We start from the raw sequence: 20,827 nt of genomic DNA on the forward strand, positions 1-20,827 counted from the left end.
ACTTATTAAATCAAGCTTACTTGCGGGATGCAATCATAGATTTTCCTGTCATTTCCGCAGGTTGCGGAAGTTGCATCAAATCCAGAAGCGTTGGAGCTACGTCAGCCAGAATTCCATGCTCCCGTAGAACAATATTCTCGTCAGTCAAAATGAACGGAACCGGATTTGTTGTATGAGCTGTGAACGGACGTCCCTGCTCATCAATTTCCATATCCGCGTTACCATGGTCAGCGATGATAATTACCACACCGCCTTTGGCTTTAACTGCATCTACAACACGTCCAACACATTCATCCGTCGTCTCTACTGCCTTAATTGTTGGTTCCAGCATACCGGAGTGTCCAACCATATCTGGATTGGCAAAGTTCAGGATAATCGCATCATGCTTGTCGGCTTCGATTTCTTTAACAGCAGCATCCGCTACTTCATACGCACTCATTTCAGGCTGCAGATCATATGTAGCCACTTTAGGCGAGTTGATCAAAATACGAGTTTCGCCAGGAAGCTCCACATCGCGTCCGCCACTGAAAAAGAAAGTAACGTGCGGATACTTTTCTGTCTCAGCAATACGCAATTGCTTTTTGTTGTTTTGTACCAGCACTTCACCAAACGTGTTGTCCAGGTTTTTCGGTTCATAGGCAACAAAGCCTTCAACCGTTTCGCTGAACAAGGTCAGGCAAACAAAGTGCAGATTTTTAGGCCATTTCGGGCCACGGTCAAAACCACGGAAGTCCGCATTTGTAAATACTTGAGACAGTTGAATCGCACGGTCAGGACGGAAATTGAGGAAGATAACAGAGTCATTGCTTTCAACCAGCCCTACAGGACTTCCGTCAGCCTTCACAATAACAGTTGGCTCCACAAATTCATCGAACACTGATTTTTCATACGATTCTTTCAATGCTTCCATTGGATCTGTGTATTGAGGGCCTTCTCCGTATACGATTGCACGGTAGGATTTCTCTACACGTTCCCAACGTTTGTCGCGGTCCATAGCATAATAGCGGCCTTGTACAGTCGCAATTTTGCCTACGCCCACTTCTTGAATTTTAGCGACCAGTTGTTGCATAAAGCCTACGCCGCTGTCAGGCATAACATCGCGTCCATCCATGAAAGCATGAATGTACACTTCAGTTAATCCTTCTTTTTTAGCCAAGTCTAGCATAGCAAACAGATGGCTGATATGACTATGCACACCCCCGTCGGACAGAAGTCCGTACAGATGGAGTTTAGTGTTGTTCTTCTTCGCATGCTGCACGGCTTTAACCAATGTCTCATTGTCGAAGAACTCGCCTTCACGAATGGACTTCGAAATACGAGTCAAATCTTGATATACAATTCGACCTGCGCCGATATTCAAGTGACCTACTTCGGAGTTACCCATTTGTCCTTCCGGCAGACCCACCGCTTCACCAGAAGCCGTCAACGTGGTATGTGGATACTGTTTTAAATACCGGTCGTAATTCGGTTTGTTGGCCTGTGCAACCGCATTGCCTTCCACAGTGTCACGCAGTCCGAATCCGTCCATAATAATTAAAGCTACCGGTTTTGGTGCTGTCATCTTACTTCGCCCCCTCAACAAGCGCGATGTACGACGCCGGTTGAAGACTGGCACCGCCCACAAGCGCGCCGTCGATATCGCTTTGACCCAGGTACTCAGTAACATTTTCAGGTTTTACACTACCACCGTACTGAATACGTACAGCATTGGCTGTATTTTCATCATACAGATCTTTAATCAGACTACGGATGTAGGAAATCACTTCATTCGCATCCTGCGAAGTGGAGGATTTGCCTGTTCCGATGGCCCAGATTGGCTCATAAGCAACCACGACTTGTGCCGCTTGATCCTTAGCCAGACCAGCAAAAGCTGCTACAGTTTGCACTTTTACAACTTCTTTGGTTTGACCTGCTTCACGTTCTTCCAGCTTTTCGCCTACACATACGATTGGAGTCAGGCTGTGACGGAATGCTGCATGAACCTTTTTGTTCACTGTTTCGTCTGTTTCATTGAAATACTCACGGCGCTCAGAGTGTCCGATTACAACGTAATCTACGCCCAGGTCTTGCAACATTCTGCCGCTGATTTCACCTGTAAACGCACCATCTTCTGCAAAATGCAGATTTTGTGCGCCAATTTTAATAGATGTACCTTTTACTGCTTCAACCAGAGCAGGAAGATTTGTAAATGGAGCACAGATAACGCTCTCCACTCCTGCAACCTCTGCTTTACCTTTGATCTCTTCGATGAAGGTTTTAGCTTCTGGTACGGTTTTGAACATCTTCCAGTTACCCGCGATAATCGGTGTTCTCAATGGTTTCAACTCCTAACTATTAGGTGCCCTAAAGCCTTTATTACGCGCAATGCGTTTGATTATTTATCGTTAAGTGCAACGACACCTGGAAGTGCTTTGCCTTCCATGAATTCCAGGGATGCGCCGCCGCCAGTGGAAATATGATCCATTTTGTCAGCCAAGTGGAATTTTTCAGCTGCAGCTGCAGAGTCACCGCCACCAATGATGGTGTATGCTTCTGTTGTTGCGCAAGCTTCTGCTACTTCACGAGTACCGCCAGCGAAAGGCTCGATTTCAAATACACCCATTGGTCCATTCCAAACAACCAATTTGGAGTTTTTGATTACATCTGCATAGATTTTACGAGTTTTCGGTCCGATATCCACGCCTTCCCAATCCGCAGGAATGCCATCGATATCCACGATGTTTGTGTTCGCTGTAGCACTGAAATCGTCAGAGATAACGATATCCACAGGAAGGTAGAAGTTTTTGCCAAGCTTCTTCGCTTTTTCAATAAATCCAAGAGCTACGTCCAGTTTGGATTCATCCAGCAAAGATTGACCCACTTCATAACCTTGAGCTTTGAAGAATGTATAAGTCAAGCCGCCGCCAATAATTACGTTATCTGCAATGTTCAGCAGGTTGTCGATGACGTCGATTTTGTCTTTTACTTTGGAACCGCCAATAATGGCTGTAAAAGGACGATCTGGATTGGACAGAGCTTTACCAATGACAGACAACTCTTTTTCCATCAGCAAGCCGGAAACAGCCGGAAGGAAATGCGCGATACCTTCTGTAGAAGCATGAGCACGGTGTGCTGCACCAAATGCATCATTCACGAAAATGTCAGCCAGTTCAGCAAATTGCTTCGCCAGTTCAGGATCATTTTTCTCTTCTCCTGGGTAGAAGCGTACATTTTCAAGCAATAGCACATCGCCGTTTTTCAGTTCAGCCACTTTCGCTTTAACAGCTTCACCAACTGCTTCGTCCACCTTAGTAACAGGCTTATTGAGCAGTTCTGACAAACGCACACCAGCAGCAGTCAGACGCATGGATTCAACGACCTGACCTTTTGGACGTCCAAAGTGACTCGCCAAAATAACTTTTGCACCTTTTTCGATCAGGTAGTTAATGGTTGGCAAGGTTTCGCGAATACGCTTGTCATCTGTAATTTTACCATCCTCAACCGGAACGTTAAAATCTACACGAACAAACACCCGTTTTCCATTCAGTTCTATATCACGTACGCTCTTTTTGTTCATCTCCATATTCCTCCGCACCCTTATAATTTTACGAAACAGGAATTTAAGGCACATTTTGATATATAAAGAGCGGAAACAATAACACCTGTTTCCGCTCTATGATGTTGCTCGATAAGAAATTTCTTATTTAGCCAATTTAGCGAAGTATTCCAACGTACGGATCAATTGTGCAGTGTAAGACATTTCATTGTCGTACCAAGCTACAGTTTTAACCAGTTGTTTGTCGCCAACAGTCAGAACTTTAGTTTGAGTTGCATCAAACAGGGAACCGAAAGTCAAACCTTTGATGTCAGAAGAAACGATTTGATCTTCAGTGTATCCGTAAGTTTCAGGATCGGAAGCTTCTTTCATCGCTGCGTTGATTTCTTCAGCAGTTACGTTTTTCTCCAGAACTGTTACCAGCTCAGTCAGGGAACCAGTTGGTACTGGAACGCGTTGAGCTGCGCCATCCAATTTACCTTTCAGCTCAGGGATAACCAGACCGATTGCTTTAGCAGCACCAGTAGTGTTAGGGATGATGTTTTCAGCTGCTGCGCGAGCACGACGGAAGTCACCTTTAGCATGTGGAGCATCCAAAGTGTTTTGGTCGCCAGTGTAAGCGTGAATTGTAGTCATCAAGCCTTCAACGATACCGAATTTGTCTTGCAGTGTTTTAGCCATAGGAGCCAAGCAGTTAGTTGTGCAAGAAGCACCGGAAATTACAGTTTCAGATCCGTCCAGAATTTCATGGTTTACATTGTAAACGACAGTTTTCATGTCGCCAGTAGCTGGAGCGGAGATAACAACTTTTTTAGCGCCGCCTTTCAAATGTTTCTCAGCAGCTTCTTTAGTTGTGAAGAAACCTGTGCACTCCAGAACGATGTCTACACCCAGGTCTCCCCAAGGCAGTTCTTCAGGATTGCGGTTAGCCAAAACTTTAACTTCTTTACCGTTTACTTTGAAGAAGCCATCATGTACTTCTACTTCCCCTTGGAAAGTACCTTGTGTTGTATCATATTTCAGCAGATGTGCCAGCATTTTGGAATCTGTCAAGTCGTTGATTGCTACTACTTCAATACCTTCCACGTCTTGAATACGGCGGAAAGCAAGGCGTCCAATACGTCCGAAACCGTTAATACCAACTTTAACTGTCATGAGTGAGTTCCTCCCAAAGTTCGTTTAGTTTAATTTATATATTCAAGACAGACCCGAAAGCCCGTCAAGACAACACTATTAAAAAATCATATCAATCTTCTAAATAACGGCTTACAATCTCGGCAGCAGCGCCTTCGTCGGTGACAAGAATGTCTTCCTGACCGAAACGCAATACCGCATGAATAGCAGCCGCCTTGCTCTTGCCTCCAGCCACACCCAGCACCGTCTCCGTACGCCTGATGTCCTCCAAACGGAGTCCAAGCGTCAGCATTCTATGAACAACGACGCCGTCTTCGTTAAAATAATAGCCAAACGATTCGGCAACCGCGCCCTCATTGCTGATCTGGGCAAAGGTTTCAGGGTCAAGCTTGCGTCTGTGGGCCATTGCTATGGCGTTGCCTATCCCGTGAATGATAATACGACTCTCTCGAATCAGGCTCAATATATCCTGAATGTTCGTATCCTCAAGCAAGGAGTTGTAAGCATGATTGCTGAGCAAATCCGGTACATGGAGCAGACGGTATTGAGCGCCGACTTTGCGAGCCATCGTGGAAGCAATTGTGTTGGCCTGCATTTCCATGCTCTCTCCCAAACCCCCGCGTGCCGGTACAAACCATCCGCCTTTAAGCGGGCCGTTAGCAGGTAATGTCAGTTGTTCCGCCACATCGGCAATCGTCGTGCCGCCTGTTACAGCGACCACGTCCTCGTCATCCATAACACTCAGCAGCGCCTTTGCGCCAGCACGGCCCAATTCCTGCTTCGCTAACGGTGAAGCATCCGAATCCCCTGGAACGACAACCACCTTCCTCAAGCCGTAGGCTTGACGAATCTGGTCCTCCAATTGGGACAGGCCGAACAAGTTGTTCGCAATCGGCTCCAGCTGTTCCAGCAGATCCAGTCCTGCTTTGCTCACCTTCATGCCCACACTCTCAATCTCAATTAATCCTTGCGCTTTAAGGAGATCGGTCTCAGCGCGTAATACGCGCTCGGTCATATCCAGTGAAGCTGCCAGTGTTCTGCGTCCAATAACTTCGGACAGCATAATCTGATGCAGGATCGTGTACCTTTTTTTCAAAACATCCATGAGGTCGGGCAGAAGCTGCTTCTGTATTTCTAATATCTTTCGCATGCTTTCCACTCCCGCACACTTCTAAGTTCTGTCTCTATGCTATATCTCTAACTGGTCTTAAAATGTCCCGGGATAACTTTTTAAGTCCCACGTATATCTTACCCAATATTTGCTTCACATGCAAGTCTATCTGAACCTATATTTCTCAACTTTTTATGTGAATATGCGCACGTAATAAAAGCTTGCAATTCAATGCTGTATATCATATAATCATCTTTGTTTCCAATTAATTAGTTAGTTGCCTGTATTGATTTAACTATGCGCCCGTGGTCCAACGGATATGACGTAGGCCTCCGGAGCCTGAGATCGAGGTTCGATTCCTCGCGGGCGCGCCATTTTATACAATTGACTAATTGTTCCATATAATGTTTTTAACCAATAAGAGCGCTAAGTGCTCTTTTTTTTAATCAATAGTTTGACTTTCTTTGACTTTTTGTTTGAAATTGTTTATCATGTGATTATTACGGTAACAGTTTATAAAAGGGGTATGTAATTGGCATACCCACCAAATCCACTAATGATATTTAAGGGAGGTTTTTTGACGTGAGCTATGTTCCTATGGTAGTAGAACAAAGTAACCGCGGCGAACGCGCCTATGACATTTATTCCAGATTGTTGAAGGATCGCATTATTTTGTTGGGCTCGGACGTCAATGACGTTGTAGCCAACTCAATTATTGCACAAATGCTGTTTTTGGCTGCTGAAGATCCTGAAAAAGACATTCACTTGTATATTAACAGTCCTGGCGGTTCCATCACAGCTGGTATGGCCATTTTTGATACGATGCAATACATTAAACCTGACGTTTCTACAATTTGTGTAGGTATGGCCGCTTCCATGGGCGCTTTCTTGCTGAATGCAGGTGCCAAGGGTAAACGTTTTGCCCTTCCAAACAGCGAAATTATGATTCACCAACCACTGGGCGGCGCACAAGGACAAGCAACAGATATCGAAATTCGCGCCCGTCGCATTCTGAAAATGCGTGACAAGTTGAACCGCATTCTCGCAGATCGCACAGGTCAACCACTGGAACGCATCGAAAAAGACACAGACCGTGACTATTTCATGTCCGCTGATGATGCCAAAGAATACGGTATTATTGATAAAGTGTTAACTAGCTCCTCTCCAGAAGGTGTATAAGAAAAGCTATATCTCTGATTAGCGGGTAATATGAAAAAGGCTGCCTTGGATTTTTGTATCCAGTAGGTAGCCTTTTTTATATACTATATTTTTCGATGTATAGCTAATCCTAATTATTGATTTTGTCCTGCAAAAGGTTTACCGCCCTGAGGCAGCAGTTGAGCAAACGAGTAGGTAAACTCCGGAATTCCATACGCGTATGGTGCATACTCGTACAAATCAAACACGATGGTTACGCCACTGTTGGTCACATAAAAATTCTGATCGGCGGCCAGCTCTTTAAATTTTTCAAAACCATCGCCACCTTGGAGCGCATCAACTTTTTTCTTCAAATCAGCATTAAGGAACTTTTTGTAGTTCGGATTCGCCTTCAATACATCAGATAATTGCAGCAGTTTGCCATCAGCAAGCGAGAATGTGTATCCTTTACGTGCCGTCATGCCATGTGCGCCACCTGTATACGAGTAGTCCTGCATAATCACACTTAGAATACCGTCCTTGTTATAGGCAATTGCAAAATCATTTTCGAAATCATATGGTCTTTCTGCTGTAACCTCTCCCTCTGCCACCATCTTTTTGCCTGCTACCAATACTGTCTCTGCATGCTTTTTAAGCACATTATTAATGGCCTGTTGAGCCTCTGGATTCAGCTGGCTGCCACTGATTTGCGGATACTTAATCTTATAAGATACCTTTGCATTACTCGAAGCTGGAAGCGTCTGAGATGCAATTGTGATCGGATTTAGCTGGCTTTTATTCAATGTTACTGTTTTCTGAGCTGCATTCCATTGAGCATCGATACCCAGATAGTCTTTCAGCAGACTCATAGGAATATATAGCTTCCCAGCAATCAGTTTGGCGTCCATGCTGCGCGTGCTGATTCCGTTCACATTGACATAGGCATCCGAAGAGGAAACTACGATATAGAGCTTGTTGTACCCACTCCCCACTGTATATGTCGTTTCTTTGGTATCATAGCTCACTGGAATTCCCAAGCTGTCACGCAGGGCTGCCACTGGAATGAGCGTGTTTCCGTTCACTTGAACACCTTTAGTGGCCAACGTTTTACCATTCCATTGGATGGTGACCCCTGGTTGCTGTGTTGTCGCTTGCTGCTGTTTGGTCGATGCTGCCTCAATATAGGAAACGGGAACGACCGCAACCCCTGCTAAAATTCCCGCTACCAGCAGTGCTGAGCCCCATTTTTTCGTATGCTTGTTCATCGTAAGTATTCCTCCTATTGTAAATCTGTATTATCTATGTGTGTTGATCACTTTTCTTATTATATCTATACCCTATGATATGTAGTTTACAATCTGTACACTCACTGATATCAATCTGTACACCTAACAGCCATTAGCTATGACAGACTCATTACAAAACGGTTTCAATAGACAAAAGAAGCCAACAAGTCATCCTGCAATGTTTGCAGTCGCTCGCGGCTCCGTCTAACGATCTATCTAGTTCATCTCATATTGGGCCGACACTTGGACTTTCACCGTTACCTGCCCCGACTGTATCTCTGTTCCACCACTCGCATCCATAAGCGCTTTGGACATAGCATTCTCACGTTGGGTATAAACCTGAGCTTCCCCGCCATCCACTGTCACATTCACCAGAGCTCCTAAGCCGCGTTTAGCTGATTTTGCTACGGCACTGGCTTTGGATTGAGCGTTATCTAATGCCTTCGCAATGGCTGCTTCCTCATAGGTGGAAGGATTCTCTACGGAAAACTGTATATTATCTACGTTGTTTGCTCCGGAGTTTGTAGCCTCATCCAGTAATTGACCAATTTTATCTAAATTGCGGTATTTCACTGAAAGTGTATGGTTGGCCATGTAGCCTTTAAGTTTCTGTCCTTCTTTTTCGTTATAGGTATAGTTAGGTTGTACAGAGAACTGGCTTGTCTGAATATCATCTGCACTAATGCTCCATTTTTCCTTCAACAGTTGTGTGACCTTGTTTATTTTCGCAGCGTTGGCTTTTTGAGCAGCAGCAGCCGTGTTTCCTTCCGATTGCACACCGATCGAGAGATACGCGATATCTGGCTTAGCCATTATTTCACCAGTTCCACTCACGTTAATTACACCATTCGCCGTCGTCGCCGTTGCAGCATAAGCGCGATCAGCCCCTGTCCACAATCCTCCCGCTACTCCTCCAGCTAATAATGCTCCTGCAAGAATTGCTGTGCTTACTGTTTTTGTCCAAACTCTCATCGTATTCAACCTCTTTCTTGAAAATGTTTGTACCCTCCAGACGGAAAAAACGGGAAAAGGTTGCAAGCGAGCATTCAAATTTTCTGAGCCAGAGCAAATATCTCAATGGTTTTAATTAATTGTAGCTTGGACTTAACGCAATCGCTATATTCAAACAAATATGCATAAGCGGCTTGAGTGTGAGGGACTGGAATGCTTTTCTGGACAAAAAAAGCCCCAAAGGGGGCTTTTCACTAAGAGCATACATCATATCACAAAGCAGATGTTCGTTTATTGATTTTCCAGCTCTACCTTACTAACCAAACTCACTAAAGCGTTTACAGCCTGTTCGGCGTCCGCACCTTCGGCACTAATATTAATTTCAGTACCTGTACTGATGGCGAGGCTCATAATACCCATGATGCTCTTGGCATTAACCTTTTTGTCTTCTTTTTCCACAAAAATTTCAGATGAATATTTATTAGCTTCCTGTACGAACAATGCAGCAGGTCTGGCGTGCAGTCCTGTTTTCAAACGTACGACTACTGGATGTTTTGACATGTCAGCTTACCCCCTCATCAAATAAATCTGGACGCTATTTACTCCATTTTATTTATCACATTATAACATTAACCCGGGACAGACACTAGAAAAAAAACTAAAAAAACCGGGACTCATAGCCCCACAGATCCTTTTTTACGGAATCAGGCCGTTTTCCCCTCTGATTTTGTCAGCCATCTCATCAATTTTGCGAAGTCGGTGATTTACACCCGATTTACTCACGACCCCTTTGAGCATTTCCCCGACTTCTTTCAAATTCAAATCAGGATGAGCGAGCCGAATTTCCGCCACTTCACGTAGTTTATCCGGCAAGGTCTCCAAACCCACTTCCCTCTCCAGCAGCTTAATATTCTCAATTTGCCGGACAGCAGCTCCGATCGTCTTGTTCAAATTAGCTGTTTCGCAATTAACGATCCGATTTACGGAATTGCGCATATCGCGCATAATGCGTACATCTTCAAATTTGAACAAGGCTTGGTGCGCCCCAATGATACTGAGCAGCTCAATAATTTTCTCGCCTTCCTTAATGTAAAGGATAAAGCCTTTTTTTCGCTCAATACAGCGGGCATTGAGATGAAACTCATTAGCAAGATCAACTAGCGCCTGACAATGTTCCTCATACATCGAGGAAATTTCAAGGTGGTAAGACGATCCCTCTGGATTATTTACAGATCCACCTGCCATAAAGGCTCCCCGCAGATAAGCCCGCTTACAACAGTTTTTCCGAATGATATCACGATTAATCCCGTCAGTGAACAAGAAACCTTCTGAGACAATATAAAGCTCCTTTAGCAGCTCTTGTACACCATTGGGGATACGGACAATATACACATTATTTTTTTTCAAGCGCATTTTTTTCCGTACAAGCAGTTCGATGTGAAGTTGAAAATGCTTTTTGATCAAGGAGTAAATCCGCCTTGCAATCGCGGCATTTTCTGTGGACACGTCCAATATCACCCTTTTATTCGACAGTTGTACGGATCCGAGCATACGTATGAGCGCAGACAGCTCCGCTTTCTCACAGCAGGGCTGGCTTTCAATCATCGTAAGCTCTTTTTTCGTTTGTGCCGCAAAGGACAAGGGACTCACCTCCTTCTTAACATCCAGTTTTGTACCAATTGGTAAATATGCTGGCTCAGTTTGTCGGCATCATGCCGTAAATACGTACGGAACAGAACTAACGTATCTGCCACTACTTTATATCCTCGATCAGCCAGCTCGCCCATGTCTACCTGAACAGGCTTAGCTCCCTGCTCGGCATACATCTCCTGTACTTGGGGTGGAATTTCCCCGTTATTCACAATGACATAGTCAAAGAGGTGATGCCCAACATGCTCATAGATCGCTTGCAGGTGATCTCCCACTGTATAGCCGTCGGTTTCCCCTGGCTGGGTCATCACGTTGCAGACAAATATTTTGATCGCATCTGATTTCACCACAGCCTCAGCAAGCTTTGGCACAAGCAGATTCGGTAAAATGCTAGTATATAGACTGCCGGGACCAATCAGAATCGCATCGGCTTCATTAATGGCTTCCACTGCCTCAGGCAACGGCTCCACGTGAGTCGGTTCAAGAAAAACACGTTTGATTCGTCCGCCCGCTTCCGGGATTTTGGACTCCCCGGTGATCACCGTGCCGTCCTCCATCTCGGCGCTGAGCACAACGCCTTCTTCAGCCGCCGGTAGCACACGCCCCCGGACAGCAAATACACGGCTAAGCTCACGCACCGCCGTTACAAAATCCCCTGATATATCAGTCATCGCTGCTAAAATCAAATTTCCCAGACTATGACCTGACAGTCCTGATCCGGCACCGAAACGATATTTTAGCATATCTGACATTACTGGTTCCACGTCAGCCAAGGCAGTCAGCACATTACGGATATCCCCTGGAGGGGGCATCTGCAGCTCACTGCGCAATATCCCGGAGCTTCCGCCATCGTCAGCGACTGTAACAATAGCCGTAATATCCAGCGGCTTTTGCTTCAAGCCCCGCAGCATGACGGACAAGCCGGTTCCGCCGCCCATAACAACAATACGTGGGCGCTCCCGTTGTGATCCGGTCTCTTTCATGATTTCACCTCATTAATGCCGGTCCCGATCAGCATCCCTATGCGAAACAGAAACGGATTCTGTCTCGCTGGCACCCAGCATTTTTCCTAAATACTCCGATATTGCAACTGAACGATGCTTACCCCCAGTACAGCCAATACCGATAATGACTTGGCTTTTACCCTCTTTGCGATACTGCGGAATTAGAAAGTGTAACATATCCAGCAACTTGGTCAGGAACGCCTGAGTCTCAGGCCATTTCATAACATAATCATATACATCGCTGTCCTGTCCCGTGTGCGGACGTAGCTGATCCACATAGTGGGGGTTAGGCAAGAAGCGCACATCGAATACAAGATCGGCATCAATGGGAATACCATATTTGAAGCCAAAAGATGTAATGTTCACGGACAGCATACTGCTCTCCAGATGGGAAAATCTCGAAATAATCCTCGCCTTTAAGGTGGCGGGCTTCATCGTACTTGTATCAATAACCTGTGTAGCGGAGCTTTTGAGTTCCTCCAGCATCTTACGCTCCAAACGAATCCCATCCAAAGGCATACCATCTGGAGCAAGCGGATGCCGTCGACGGCTTTCCTTGTACCGCTGTACGAGGACACCGTCATTCGCATTCAAGAATAAAATTTCACAATGAATCGTAAAATGATCTTTAATATAATTCAGCGATTCCGACAAGGCGGTGAAAAATTCTCGTCCGCGTAGATCAATAACGAGAGCCACCTTGCCTATTTTACCGTTAGATTGCTCAATCAACTCGGCAAATTTGGGAATCAACACAGGGGGCAGATTATCAACGCAGAAGAAGCCCAAGTCTTCAAGGCTTTGCACCGCAATGGTCTTCCCTGCGCCTGACATCCCTGTAATAATAATGAGCGTTGCCCACGGTGCAGCATTTTTTAAATTGTCTGTCATATGGACTTCCCTCTCCTTTTGCTTCTTTGCTCTATGTCAGTACCCCTATCGTCAACCCCAGATTAAGAGCGCAGCAGCAATCCTGCAGCCCCTACAATACCCGCGTCATTGCCTAAAACGGCTGGTACGATATATACCCCATTTTGAAGCGGCTCAGGTGCCAGCTTGGCGTATACGCGACGCATCTCTTCAAACAAAAAGTCGCCTGCTTTAGAGACACCACCGCCTATAATAAACAACTCTGGATTAAGCACAGCGGCAACCGCTGCCATCGATTTCCCCAAATAAAAGGCAGCCCGGTTCACGATACGCAGTGCGACTTCATCTCCAGCCTTGGCAGCATCAAATACTTCTTTGGCGGCAATGTGATCTTCCAGTGCCAGAGAAGTACGGTCGCCACGTTCCACAGCGTCCTTGGCCATACGAATGATGCCTGTTGCGGAGGATACGGTTTCCAGGCAACCCATTTTGCCGCATCCACACTGAATAGCCTCCAGATCAGGCACAACGCTGATATGTCCAATTTCCCCAGCCATACCCGAAGAACCTTGGTATATTCTACCATTTATAATAATGCCGCCACCTACACCTGTTCCCAGGGTATAGCATACACAGTTTTCTATGCCTTTGCCTGCACCAGCCCAAGCTTCACCCAGCGCAGCAACATTCGCATCGTTGTCTATTTTCACAGGCTTGCCGATCCGGTTCTCTAGGAGCGCACGAATCGGTACGTCACGAAAGCCAATATTAGGAGCGAGGACAATAATACCATCACGAACATTCGTAAAACCTGCAACGCCTGCACCGACACCCTTTAGTTGATCCCACTCATAAGGAGATTCCTCAACAATGTGCCGCACATATTTTTCGATATTACCAATGACAACGTCTACACCTTTATCGGTTTCGGTTGGTCCCTCATATGTGTGCAAAAGCTGTCCGTTTTCATTACAAATGCCGACTTTAATCGCGGTACCGCCCAAATCGACACCTACATAGATACTTTCAGACATGTTCCAAGCCACCTTTTATGTTTACTTAAAAATCTGGTATGAAATATAGCTTAAAATTGCTGCCTCATCATAGTCATCCTACGTTCCAACTATAATTGAAGCCCCCGTTACGGTCAAGGACACTTACTTGTTGAAAAAAGTACGATTAGCTGAACTTTTAATCTCATGCCCCCAGAAAAAAGGAGAAAGCCCGTGCAAATGCACCAGGCTTTCTCTTCCTGAACTAACAATGGGCTTAACAAGGGAGCGGCGCCCCCTCACACTAGCCACTTTGTGTATGCTATAGACACTTTTTATTGATCCAGTGTTTCGCTCCAGTCGTGGACAGCGCTGCCTTCGAGATACTTCTCGCAATCCATAGCCGCCATACAACCTGTTCCCGCTGCCGTAATGGCTTGCCGATAACGGTTATCCTGCACGTCCCCACAGGCAAAAACGCCTGGGATATTTGTTTCCGTCGTACCTGGCTTCACTTCAATATAGCCGTGTTCATCGGTATGAATTTGTCCATTTAGGAAGCCTGTGTTTGGTGTGTGACCAATCGCCACAAACACGCCATCTGCCTCAATCAGCTCATCCTGGTTGGTCTCATTATTGTGTACTTTCAAGCCCTTTAAGCCCGTTTCTCCCGTCACAACTTCGAGAGGAGTCCGGTTTAATGCCCAATGTACCTTTTCATTCTCGCGTGCACGATCTTGCATGATTTTGGATGCCCGCAACTCGTCACGACGATGGACCAAGGTTACGCTAGAAGCAAAGCGGGTCAAGAAGCTCGCTTCCTCCATGGCCGAATCGCCACCGCCAACCACGATAATCTTTTTCCCACGGAAAAAGAAGCCATCGCAAGTTGCGCATGTGCTAACTCCGCGACCTACATTGTCCTGCTCACCCGGAATGCCGAGGTATTTGGCGGACGCGCCTGTAGCAATAATAACCGACTCCGCTTCAATGATGCCTTTACCCTCTACCTTCACTTTAAAAGGGCGCTTGCTCAAATCCACTTCCTCTACCCAACCGGAAGTGAACTCAGCGCCAAAACGTTCGGCCTGCTTGCGCATGTTATCCATCAGCTCAGGTCCAAGGATACCTTGCTCAAAACCCGGGAAATTTTCAATTTCAGTCGTTGTGGTCAGCTGCCCACCGGGCTGCATTCCTTCAATGATCAGTGGATTCATGTTGGCGCGCGCCAAATAAATAGCGGCTGTGTACCCTGCAGGACCTGTACCAATAATTATGGATTTATACATACGTTTGTTGCCTCCTTTAAGTGATGTTTGGAGCAGATCTTAGACCTGTTTTTTAAACGTGGAGAGCGGCTGCTTCAGCTTCTGTTTGATACCACACACGCTGTCAATTTGACGTGCGTAGCGGCTTACGGTCGATACGGAAATACCATAGCGGTCAGCTACTTCCTGATAAGTGACCGAGTGATGATGCATCTTGGCTGTCAAATACTCCAGCGCAGCTGCCCATCCCTCAGTATGCTGAACCATCGGGACTTCTGGAGCGAGCCGATCCAAATACTCCTGCCAAAGTGATTTCAAATCATGCTGCATGGCCGGATCGGATGATTTGCTCATAACAGTCAGTACCTTGTCTAGCACGGCCTGCCATTGTGGATCAACTGGCGAAGCAGAGCTATCACCTTCAGTTGTATGCGGGTCTTGCTCAGCCTCCAACCGCTCAGGATGTTCTGTTTCCGCGCGTGTATTCTGTAGATCCCGCTCTGCCAGCTCTTGCAATACTTGCAAAGCACGGCGTTTGAGTTCACTCTCCTGATTCGGATCTTCTACGAAGGACTCCAGCGCCTGGCGCACCTCATCGTCACCGATCAAGCTTAACGCCTGAATGACCTGAAGCTGAGTCGCTCGGTCTCCGTGGCGCAAGGCCCAGAAGAAAGATGATCGGATTAGCGGGTCCTTCTTCATACTGTCAGGCACCTGCTCAGCGCCAAACTTCTCCCACATGCGGAATTGCTCCTCAAATGGGAGGTGATAGTGATAGCTGAGCACTTGCAGCGGTGTGCCTTCCTGCTGAAGCTCTTCCAATCTGGACAGGAAAAATCTTGGAACCTCCGAGGAAGCATCCTGCTTTTGCAAATGACTCCATAACCGCCGAGCTTCCGCATATCTCCCTGTATTGCTGGCAGCTACCGCCGTGTAATGGTACAAAGATGCGTCCGCATTGTTCTCTCCATTGCCATGAAGCAACCTGCGGAAATGTCTGTAGGCCTCCTCATGGCGTCCGAGAATGCCCATAGTGGTCGCCAGCTTAAATACCTGCTCCTCCTGAAACGGTATAGTAACCGCCAAGGTTTGAACCAGACGATCCAACTCCGGACCGCCGCCTTCATGCTGGTAAAAGATCGCCAAATTGCACAATGCGTGTAAATTACCCGGCTCATCCTCCAACACTTGAATAATGGTAGCCTTAGCATTTTGGAACAATCCCATGTAGTAATACGCTAGCGCCAGATTATTCCGCGCAGCGAACATGTCTGGTTGCTCCTCTGAAATTTGCTTAAGCAGTTGGGCGGCCTGAGCAAATTTTCCTTCCTCCAGCAGAACACGGGCCTGATCATGCTCAACCACTCCCTGCCGGGCCTTAATGCGGCTCAGCTTCGTCGGGCGGTCCAGCTCATAATAGAGCAGCTCCATCATTTCCTCGGCTTCATCAAGAAACTGGCCTTCTTCGTCCTCCTCCAGGTACGTGACCAATGCTTTCTCCGCTTCTTCAAACTGCTCCATATTAGCGTAATTATTCGCCATATAGAAATAACATTCTGTCATCGACGAGTCTACGTCACTCAAAACAGAGGACAGGATCTCATTTGAACCTGCATAATCCCCCATCTCTGATAATATACCCGCCATATTGCAATGATTCACCGGATTATCCGGTTCATATTCAACGGCTTTGCGAAAATATTTCAATGCCTTGTCATAATGATTGCGATCAAGCGAGCGCACAGCTTTCTCAAAGAAGAAAGATGCGTCGAAACGCAAAGCAATAATCTTAGGGCTAGGTTTCGAGACTCGCAGATGTTTCCCTTTCATAAATAACCAAGGCACCTCCTTTAAAAGTAGCTGACATGTTCATACCCTTCAGTATACCACAACTTCAAAACGACTTGACAGTCGATCCTACCTGATTCCAAAAAACGGATCCGTGCTCGTCCCCCGATAGATACATATGCAAAAATACGCAAAATAGCCGAGCGCATTTTCCCTGTATGAAAGGCGCGTTCGGCTAGTCACTGGATATAACATTTGGACCCAACAAATATAGAATTATAGCGTCAACGGAACCCGTGAACGTTCGCGATCCTGAAATACGGCAAGCTCGCGATAGCCCACCTCATATAAAAGCGCACGCGCCTTCTCCAAGTGCTCAGCTAGCTTTGCCGGATCATGGGCATCCGAGCCGATGGTCAATGGGATACCTAGCGTGAAAGCTTCTTCCAGCATGCGTCGGCTCGGAAACATTTCGGCACATGGCTTGGAAAGCCCCGATGCATTCAGCTCCATGGCCCGACCGCTGCGGGCTACGGCTGAAAGTGTGGAGCGCTCCAATTCACGCAGCTCCCCCTCTTCCTCCGACTTCGGATGATAGCCGAAACGCTTAATGACATCCAAATGACCCATGATGTCATACAAACCCGTTGCGGCCGCCTTGGAAACCGCATCATAATACGTGCGGTACACCTCCAGCACATGTTTACCCTCCCAATGGTGTACCTGGCGAAAATCGGTGACATCCCATTCACCGAGAAAGTGGACGGAGCCAATTACATAATCCCATGGGTATGCACGGACGATATTTTCAATTTCGCGTTCCCAGCCCTCGATATAGTCGCCTTCCAAACCAATACGAATATCAATTTGCCCTTTGTAGCGCTCCTTCAGCTCCAAGCATTCTTCCACGTATCGGGGTAGTTCCTCCATAGGCATCGCCATTTCTGGATAATAGTTGGCCGGTTCTACATGCAGCAACGGCATATGGTCGGACAAGCCGAGCTGATCCAGTCCCAGCCGAATCCCCTGCTGCACATACTCCTCCAGGCTTCCTATCGCATGCCCGCAGCGGGAATGATGCGTATGATAGTCAATTTTCATACGGCCTCCCTCCTTTCAAACCCTGCACATCCGTCCTAATCACGACGAGGACGTTCATGCCGGCGATTCAGCTCAGCCAGCACGTCATCGAATGGAAGCTTGCGCTCCTGCAACAGCACCAGCAGGTGATAAATCAAGTCGCTGACCTCCAGACGCAACTCCTCATTATCTTTGTTTTTAGCTGCAATGATCGTCTCGGAAGCTTCTTCGCCAACCTTTTTCAGGATTTTGTCTACACCTTTATCAAAAAGATAGGTTGTATAGGCTCCTTCAGGACGTGTCTCCTCGCGCTCCTTAATAATTGCCTCCAATTGGGCGAGTACCTCAAAGCGGCCCTCTGAAGCACTGGAAGTAGCATTGGTACGAGTTACCTGCACTTGAGCTCCTGCATTTCCTGCCCCAACTGCTACAGCTGTTCCTGGCACGGAAATATCACGGGAAAAGCAACTCGTTGCGCCTGTATGACAGGCCGGACCGCTTGGAATGACACGTACCAATAGAGCATCGCCATCACAATCCAGCTGGATGGAAGTGATTTTTTGCGTATTCCCTGAAGTTGCCCCCTTATGCCACAGCTCCTGTCTGGAACGTGACCAGAACCAGGTCTCTCCTGACTCCAAAGACAGTTTCAGCGACTCACGGTTCATATAGGCCAGCGTCAACACCTGAAGCGTAGCATCATCCTGCACAATTGCCGAGACAAGCCCCGCCTCATTCCAGCGGACATTATCCAGTATCTGCTCCAGAGATAGCTGTTGGTTCAATTCGCTGCTCATCGTATCTCCACTCCTCTCCGCTTCAAATCCCGTTTTAGCTCAGGGATTCCGATTTCTTTATAGTGAAAAATCGTTGCTGCTAATCCAGCATCCGCCTTACCTGACGTAAACACGTCATAGAAATGCTCCTGTTTGCCTGCTCCGCCGGAAGCAATCACTGGAATCCCTACGGTATCCGAAACCGCGGAAGTCAGCGGCAGGTCAAAGCCATCCTTGGTTCCGTCTGCATTCATGCTGGTCAGCAGAATCTCACCGGCACCCAGCTGCTCTGCTTCCTTGGCCCAGGCCAAGGCACGGATACCCGATGGCGTGCGGCCTCCATGCGTAAATACTTCCCATTCGCCCCACGCCTCATTGTACTTGGCATCGATGGCAACAACGATACATTGTGAACCAAAACTGCGCGCACCTTCCGCAATCAGCTGCGGATTGCGGACAGCCGCCGTATTTACGCCAATTTTATCAGCACCGGCACGCAAAATGCGTTTCATATCATCGACATGGGATATCCCGCCACCTACGGTGAAAGGAATGGCTATTTCCCCGGCTGTCTGGCGAACTACTTCTTCCATCGTGGCGCGCCCTTCAACCGAAGCGGATATATCCAGAAATACGATTTCGTCCGCCCCTTCACGGTCATACAGCGCAGCCAGCTCCACCGGATCACCTGCATCGCGTAAGTTCACAAAATTAACGCCCTTAACCACCCTGCCATCCTTTACATCCAAGCAGGGAATAATACGTTTAGCCAGCATGCCTACTCCCCCTATGCCTTTGCTACAGCTTGTACGGCAACCTGTAAATCAATGCTCCCTGTATACAATGCTTTACCCACAATAGCACCGCCTACGCCTTCTTTCGCATACGTGCTCAGTGTGATTAGATCATCCATCTTGCTGACACCGCCGGATGCAATTACGGTTCGTCCACTGCTTTTGGCAAGCGCTGCGATCGCCTCCACATTCGGGCCCTGCATCATGCCGTCGCGGGAAATGTCTGTGAAAATAAATGTTTCCGCCCCCTTGGAGGCCAGCTCAGCAGCCAATTCATCTGCTCGGACCTCCGAGGTTTCGAGCCATCCACGTGTAGCCACATAGCCATTCCGCGCATCCAGACCGATGGCGATCCGATCACCGTAGGTACCCAATACCGATTCCGTAAAAACACGGTCCTCAATAGCTGCCGTGCCCAAAATCACCCGGCTCACGCCCAGCGACAACAGCCGCTCTACATGCTCGCGCGTACGTAGGCCGCCGCCCACCTGTACAGGTACTTGTACCGCAGAAGCAATCCGCCCAATGAGCGCATCGTTCACTGGTTGACCTGCTTTGGCACCGTCCAAATCAACCAAATGAATGTAGGAGCCGCCCAAGCGCTCCCATTCTTGTGCAACTTCCACCGGATTTTCGTTGTATATCGTCTCCTGGTTATAATCACCTTGTACCAGTCGTACACATTTGCCATCGCGAATATCAATCGCCGGGTATATCGTGAACAAAGTATGACCCCCTTATAAGCTAATCAACAGCTAAATACCTTCACACCCATCAGCGCCCAAACTTGAGCGTATCAACAACAAACATTCAAGTAGTTATGCTCGTTTTTCTGCTTCCGCCAATTCTAAAAACTGACGAAGCAGACGCATTCCCATTTCCCCGCTTTTCTCCGGATGGAACTGCATGCCGTATACACGTCCTCTGCCAACGATAGCCGTTACAGGCCCACCATAGTCAGTTACTGCCAGCAGGTCACTTTCGACCTCCGGCTTCGCATGATAGGAATGCACAAAATACACATGCCCTTCCTCCAAGCCCTGCAACAACGGGTGCTCCGGCTGAGTCATACGCAGACGATTCCAGCCCATATGCGGCACTTTAACGCCCAGATCAGGAGCAAACCTAACGACCTCGCCTGGTAAAATATTAAGTCCTTCATGACTGCCGTATTCTTCACCACGAGTGAACAACAGCTGCATTCCCAAACAAACACCGAGCAGCGGTTGTCCAGCACTTGCAACCTCATGAATGACCCGATCCAATCCGCTGGAACGCAGATGCTCCATCGCATCCCCGAAGGCCCCTACACCCGGCAAAATCACACCGCTAGAGGTACGAATCACTTGAGCATCTCCTGTCACTACAGCCTCATAGCCAAGGCGCTCAACCGCCCTGCTCACACTATGCAGATTCCCTCTGCCGTAATCCACAATAGCAATGGACATGGA

Annotated in this window: 20 protein-coding genes and 1 tRNA gene; 2 read left to right on the forward strand and 19 right to left on the reverse strand. The window is 47.3% G+C overall.

Annotated elements, in window-relative coordinates:
• Window positions 1-16 precede the first annotated feature (16 nt).
• The 5 genes from gpmI to ABEW32_RS14700 all read right to left on the reverse strand — a co-directional run bounded on the left by gpmI (window position 17) and on the right by ABEW32_RS14700 (window position 5,819).
• Window positions 17-1,561: a 2,3-bisphosphoglycerate-independent phosphoglycerate mutase gene (gene gpmI / locus ABEW32_RS14680; protein ID WP_430188739.1), complete on the reverse strand. Its 1,545-nt coding sequence runs from the start codon at window positions 1,559-1,561 to the stop codon at window positions 17-19.
• Window position 1,562: 1 nt separating this feature from the next.
• Window positions 1,563-2,315 carry a triose-phosphate isomerase gene (gene tpiA / locus ABEW32_RS14685; RefSeq protein ID WP_430188741.1) on the reverse strand — a complete coding sequence of 251 codons (753 nt, stop codon included), beginning with the start codon at window positions 2,313-2,315 and terminating at the stop codon, window positions 1,563-1,565.
• Window positions 2,316-2,374: 59 nt separating this feature from the next.
• Window positions 2,375-3,556 (reverse strand): phosphoglycerate kinase, encoded by a 1,182-nt coding sequence (locus ABEW32_RS14690; RefSeq protein ID WP_430188742.1) that lies wholly within the window; start codon window positions 3,554-3,556, stop codon window positions 2,375-2,377.
• Between the two features lie 123 nt (window positions 3,557-3,679).
• Complete coding sequence (gene gap, locus ABEW32_RS14695) at window positions 3,680-4,690, reverse strand: type I glyceraldehyde-3-phosphate dehydrogenase (protein WP_013368817.1); 1,011 nt, start codon at window positions 4,688-4,690, stop codon at window positions 3,680-3,682.
• A 91-nt stretch (window positions 4,691-4,781) separates the two neighbouring features.
• Window positions 4,782-5,819, reverse strand: a complete 1,038-nt coding sequence (locus tag ABEW32_RS14700; protein ID WP_430188744.1) for a sugar-binding transcriptional regulator — start codon at window positions 5,817-5,819, stop codon at window positions 4,782-4,784.
• Window positions 5,820-6,079: 260 nt separating this feature from the next.
• Here ABEW32_RS14700 and ABEW32_RS14705 point away from each other — a divergent pair.
• Window positions 6,080-6,154: transfer RNA gene (locus ABEW32_RS14705), tRNA-Arg, on the forward strand.
• A 208-nt stretch (window positions 6,155-6,362) separates the two neighbouring features.
• Window positions 6,363-6,959 carry an ATP-dependent Clp endopeptidase proteolytic subunit ClpP gene (gene clpP / locus ABEW32_RS14710; RefSeq protein WP_013368815.1) on the forward strand — a complete coding sequence of 199 codons (597 nt, stop codon included), beginning with the start codon at window positions 6,363-6,365 and terminating at the stop codon, window positions 6,957-6,959.
• A 113-nt stretch (window positions 6,960-7,072) separates the two neighbouring features.
• On the opposite strand, the gene ABEW32_RS14715 is transcribed toward clpP, so the two are convergent.
• The 14 genes from ABEW32_RS14715 to hisH form a co-directional block, all read right to left on the reverse strand.
• On the reverse strand, window positions 7,073-8,182 hold the full coding sequence (locus tag ABEW32_RS14715; protein ID WP_430188746.1) for a PdaC/SigV domain-containing protein: 1,110 nt from the start codon (window positions 8,180-8,182) through the stop codon (window positions 7,073-7,075).
• A 237-nt stretch (window positions 8,183-8,419) separates the two neighbouring features.
• Window positions 8,420-9,175: an SIMPL domain-containing protein gene (locus ABEW32_RS14720; RefSeq protein ID WP_430188748.1), complete on the reverse strand. Its 756-nt coding sequence runs from the start codon at window positions 9,173-9,175 to the stop codon at window positions 8,420-8,422.
• 270 nt (window positions 9,176-9,445) lie between these two features.
• Window positions 9,446-9,715 (reverse strand): HPr family phosphocarrier protein, encoded by a 270-nt coding sequence (locus tag ABEW32_RS14725; protein ID WP_013368811.1) that lies wholly within the window; start codon window positions 9,713-9,715, stop codon window positions 9,446-9,448.
• 135 nt (window positions 9,716-9,850) lie between these two features.
• On the reverse strand, window positions 9,851-10,795 hold the full coding sequence (gene whiA, locus ABEW32_RS14730) for a DNA-binding protein WhiA (protein WP_013368810.1): 945 nt from the start codon (window positions 10,793-10,795) through the stop codon (window positions 9,851-9,853).
• 5 nt (window positions 10,796-10,800) lie between these two features.
• A complete protein-coding gene (locus tag ABEW32_RS14735; RefSeq protein ID WP_013368809.1) occupies window positions 10,801-11,787 on the reverse strand; it encodes a gluconeogenesis factor YvcK family protein in 987 nt (328 codons plus the stop codon).
• Window positions 11,788-11,799: 12 nt separating this feature from the next.
• Window positions 11,800-12,699 carry an RNase adapter RapZ gene (gene rapZ, locus ABEW32_RS14740; protein WP_013368808.1) on the reverse strand — a complete coding sequence of 300 codons (900 nt, stop codon included), beginning with the start codon at window positions 12,697-12,699 and terminating at the stop codon, window positions 11,800-11,802.
• Window positions 12,700-12,761: 62 nt separating this feature from the next.
• Window positions 12,762-13,712 (reverse strand): ROK family glucokinase, encoded by a 951-nt coding sequence (locus tag ABEW32_RS14745; protein WP_430188749.1) that lies wholly within the window; start codon window positions 13,710-13,712, stop codon window positions 12,762-12,764.
• A 293-nt stretch (window positions 13,713-14,005) separates the two neighbouring features.
• Window positions 14,006-14,959, reverse strand: coding sequence for a thioredoxin-disulfide reductase (gene trxB / locus ABEW32_RS14750; protein ID WP_430188751.1), 954 nt, complete (start codon window positions 14,957-14,959; stop codon window positions 14,006-14,008).
• Between the two features lie 39 nt (window positions 14,960-14,998).
• Window positions 14,999-16,768: a tetratricopeptide repeat protein gene (locus ABEW32_RS14755; protein ID WP_430188753.1), complete on the reverse strand. Its 1,770-nt coding sequence runs from the start codon at window positions 16,766-16,768 to the stop codon at window positions 14,999-15,001.
• A gap of 234 nt (window positions 16,769-17,002) precedes the next feature.
• Complete coding sequence (gene hisJ / locus ABEW32_RS14760; protein WP_430188754.1) at window positions 17,003-17,827, reverse strand: histidinol-phosphatase HisJ; 825 nt, start codon at window positions 17,825-17,827, stop codon at window positions 17,003-17,005.
• A 35-nt stretch (window positions 17,828-17,862) separates the two neighbouring features.
• Window positions 17,863-18,603 carry a bifunctional phosphoribosyl-AMP cyclohydrolase/phosphoribosyl-ATP diphosphatase HisIE gene (gene hisIE, locus ABEW32_RS14765; RefSeq protein WP_430188756.1) on the reverse strand — a complete coding sequence of 247 codons (741 nt, stop codon included), beginning with the start codon at window positions 18,601-18,603 and terminating at the stop codon, window positions 17,863-17,865.
• A complete protein-coding gene (gene hisF / locus ABEW32_RS14770) occupies window positions 18,600-19,358 on the reverse strand; it encodes an imidazole glycerol phosphate synthase subunit HisF (RefSeq protein WP_430188758.1) in 759 nt (252 codons plus the stop codon). The genes hisIE and hisF overlap by 4 nt, the downstream gene beginning before the upstream one ends.
• Window positions 19,359-19,369: 11 nt before the next feature.
• Window positions 19,370-20,101: a 1-(5-phosphoribosyl)-5-[(5-phosphoribosylamino)methylideneamino]imidazole-4-carboxamide isomerase gene (gene hisA / locus ABEW32_RS14775; RefSeq protein WP_430188759.1), complete on the reverse strand. Its 732-nt coding sequence runs from the start codon at window positions 20,099-20,101 to the stop codon at window positions 19,370-19,372.
• Between the two features lie 93 nt (window positions 20,102-20,194).
• On the reverse strand, window positions 20,195-20,824 hold the full coding sequence (hisH, locus tag ABEW32_RS14780) for an imidazole glycerol phosphate synthase subunit HisH (RefSeq protein WP_430188760.1): 630 nt from the start codon (window positions 20,822-20,824) through the stop codon (window positions 20,195-20,197).
• Window positions 20,825-20,827: the final 3 nt, after the last annotated feature.

Origin of the sequence: Paenibacillus jamilae (genome assembly GCF_050482105.1) — a bacterium.
GTDB lineage: Bacteria > Bacillota > Bacilli > Paenibacillales > Paenibacillaceae > Paenibacillus > Paenibacillus jamilae_B.

Coding starts and splice junctions, on each gene's coding strand:
- gpmI (WP_430188739.1), bottom strand. CDS start 1,561: ATGACAGCACCAAAACCGGTAGCTTTAATTATTATGGACGGATTCGGA.
- ABEW32_RS14690 (WP_430188742.1), bottom strand. CDS start 3,556: ATGAACAAAAAGAGCGTACGTGATATAGAACTGAATGGAAAACGGGTG.
- gap (WP_013368817.1), bottom strand. CDS start 4,690: ATGACAGTTAAAGTTGGTATTAACGGTTTCGGACGTATTGGACGCCTT.
- ABEW32_RS14700 (WP_430188744.1), bottom strand. CDS start 5,819: ATGCGAAAGATATTAGAAATACAGAAGCAGCTTCTGCCCGACCTCATG.
- ABEW32_RS14715 (WP_430188746.1), bottom strand. CDS start 8,182: ATGAACAAGCATACGAAAAAATGGGGCTCAGCACTGCTGGTAGCGGGA.
- ABEW32_RS14720 (WP_430188748.1), bottom strand. CDS start 9,175: ATGAGAGTTTGGACAAAAACAGTAAGCACAGCAATTCTTGCAGGAGCA.
- ABEW32_RS14725 (WP_013368811.1), bottom strand. CDS start 9,715: ATGTCAAAACATCCAGTAGTCGTACGTTTGAAAACAGGACTGCACGCC.
- ABEW32_RS14735 (WP_013368809.1), bottom strand. CDS start 11,787: ATGAAAGAGACCGGATCACAACGGGAGCGCCCACGTATTGTTGTTATG.
- rapZ (WP_013368808.1), bottom strand. CDS start 12,699: ATGACAGACAATTTAAAAAATGCTGCACCGTGGGCAACGCTCATTATT.
- ABEW32_RS14745 (WP_430188749.1), bottom strand. CDS start 13,712: ATGTCTGAAAGTATCTATGTAGGTGTCGATTTGGGCGGTACCGCGATT.
- trxB (WP_430188751.1), bottom strand. CDS start 14,959: ATGTATAAATCCATAATTATTGGTACAGGTCCTGCAGGGTACACAGCC.
- ABEW32_RS14755 (WP_430188753.1), bottom strand. CDS start 16,768: ATGAAAGGGAAACATCTGCGAGTCTCGAAACCTAGCCCTAAGATTATT.
- hisJ (WP_430188754.1), bottom strand. CDS start 17,827: ATGAAAATTGACTATCATACGCATCATTCCCGCTGCGGGCATGCGATA.
- hisIE (WP_430188756.1), bottom strand. CDS start 18,603: ATGAGCAGCGAATTGAACCAACAGCTATCTCTGGAGCAGATACTGGAT.
- hisF (WP_430188758.1), bottom strand. CDS start 19,358: ATGCTGGCTAAACGTATTATTCCCTGCTTGGATGTAAAGGATGGCAGG.
- hisH (WP_430188760.1), bottom strand. CDS start 20,824: ATGTCCATTGCTATTGTGGATTACGGCAGAGGGAATCTGCATAGTGTG.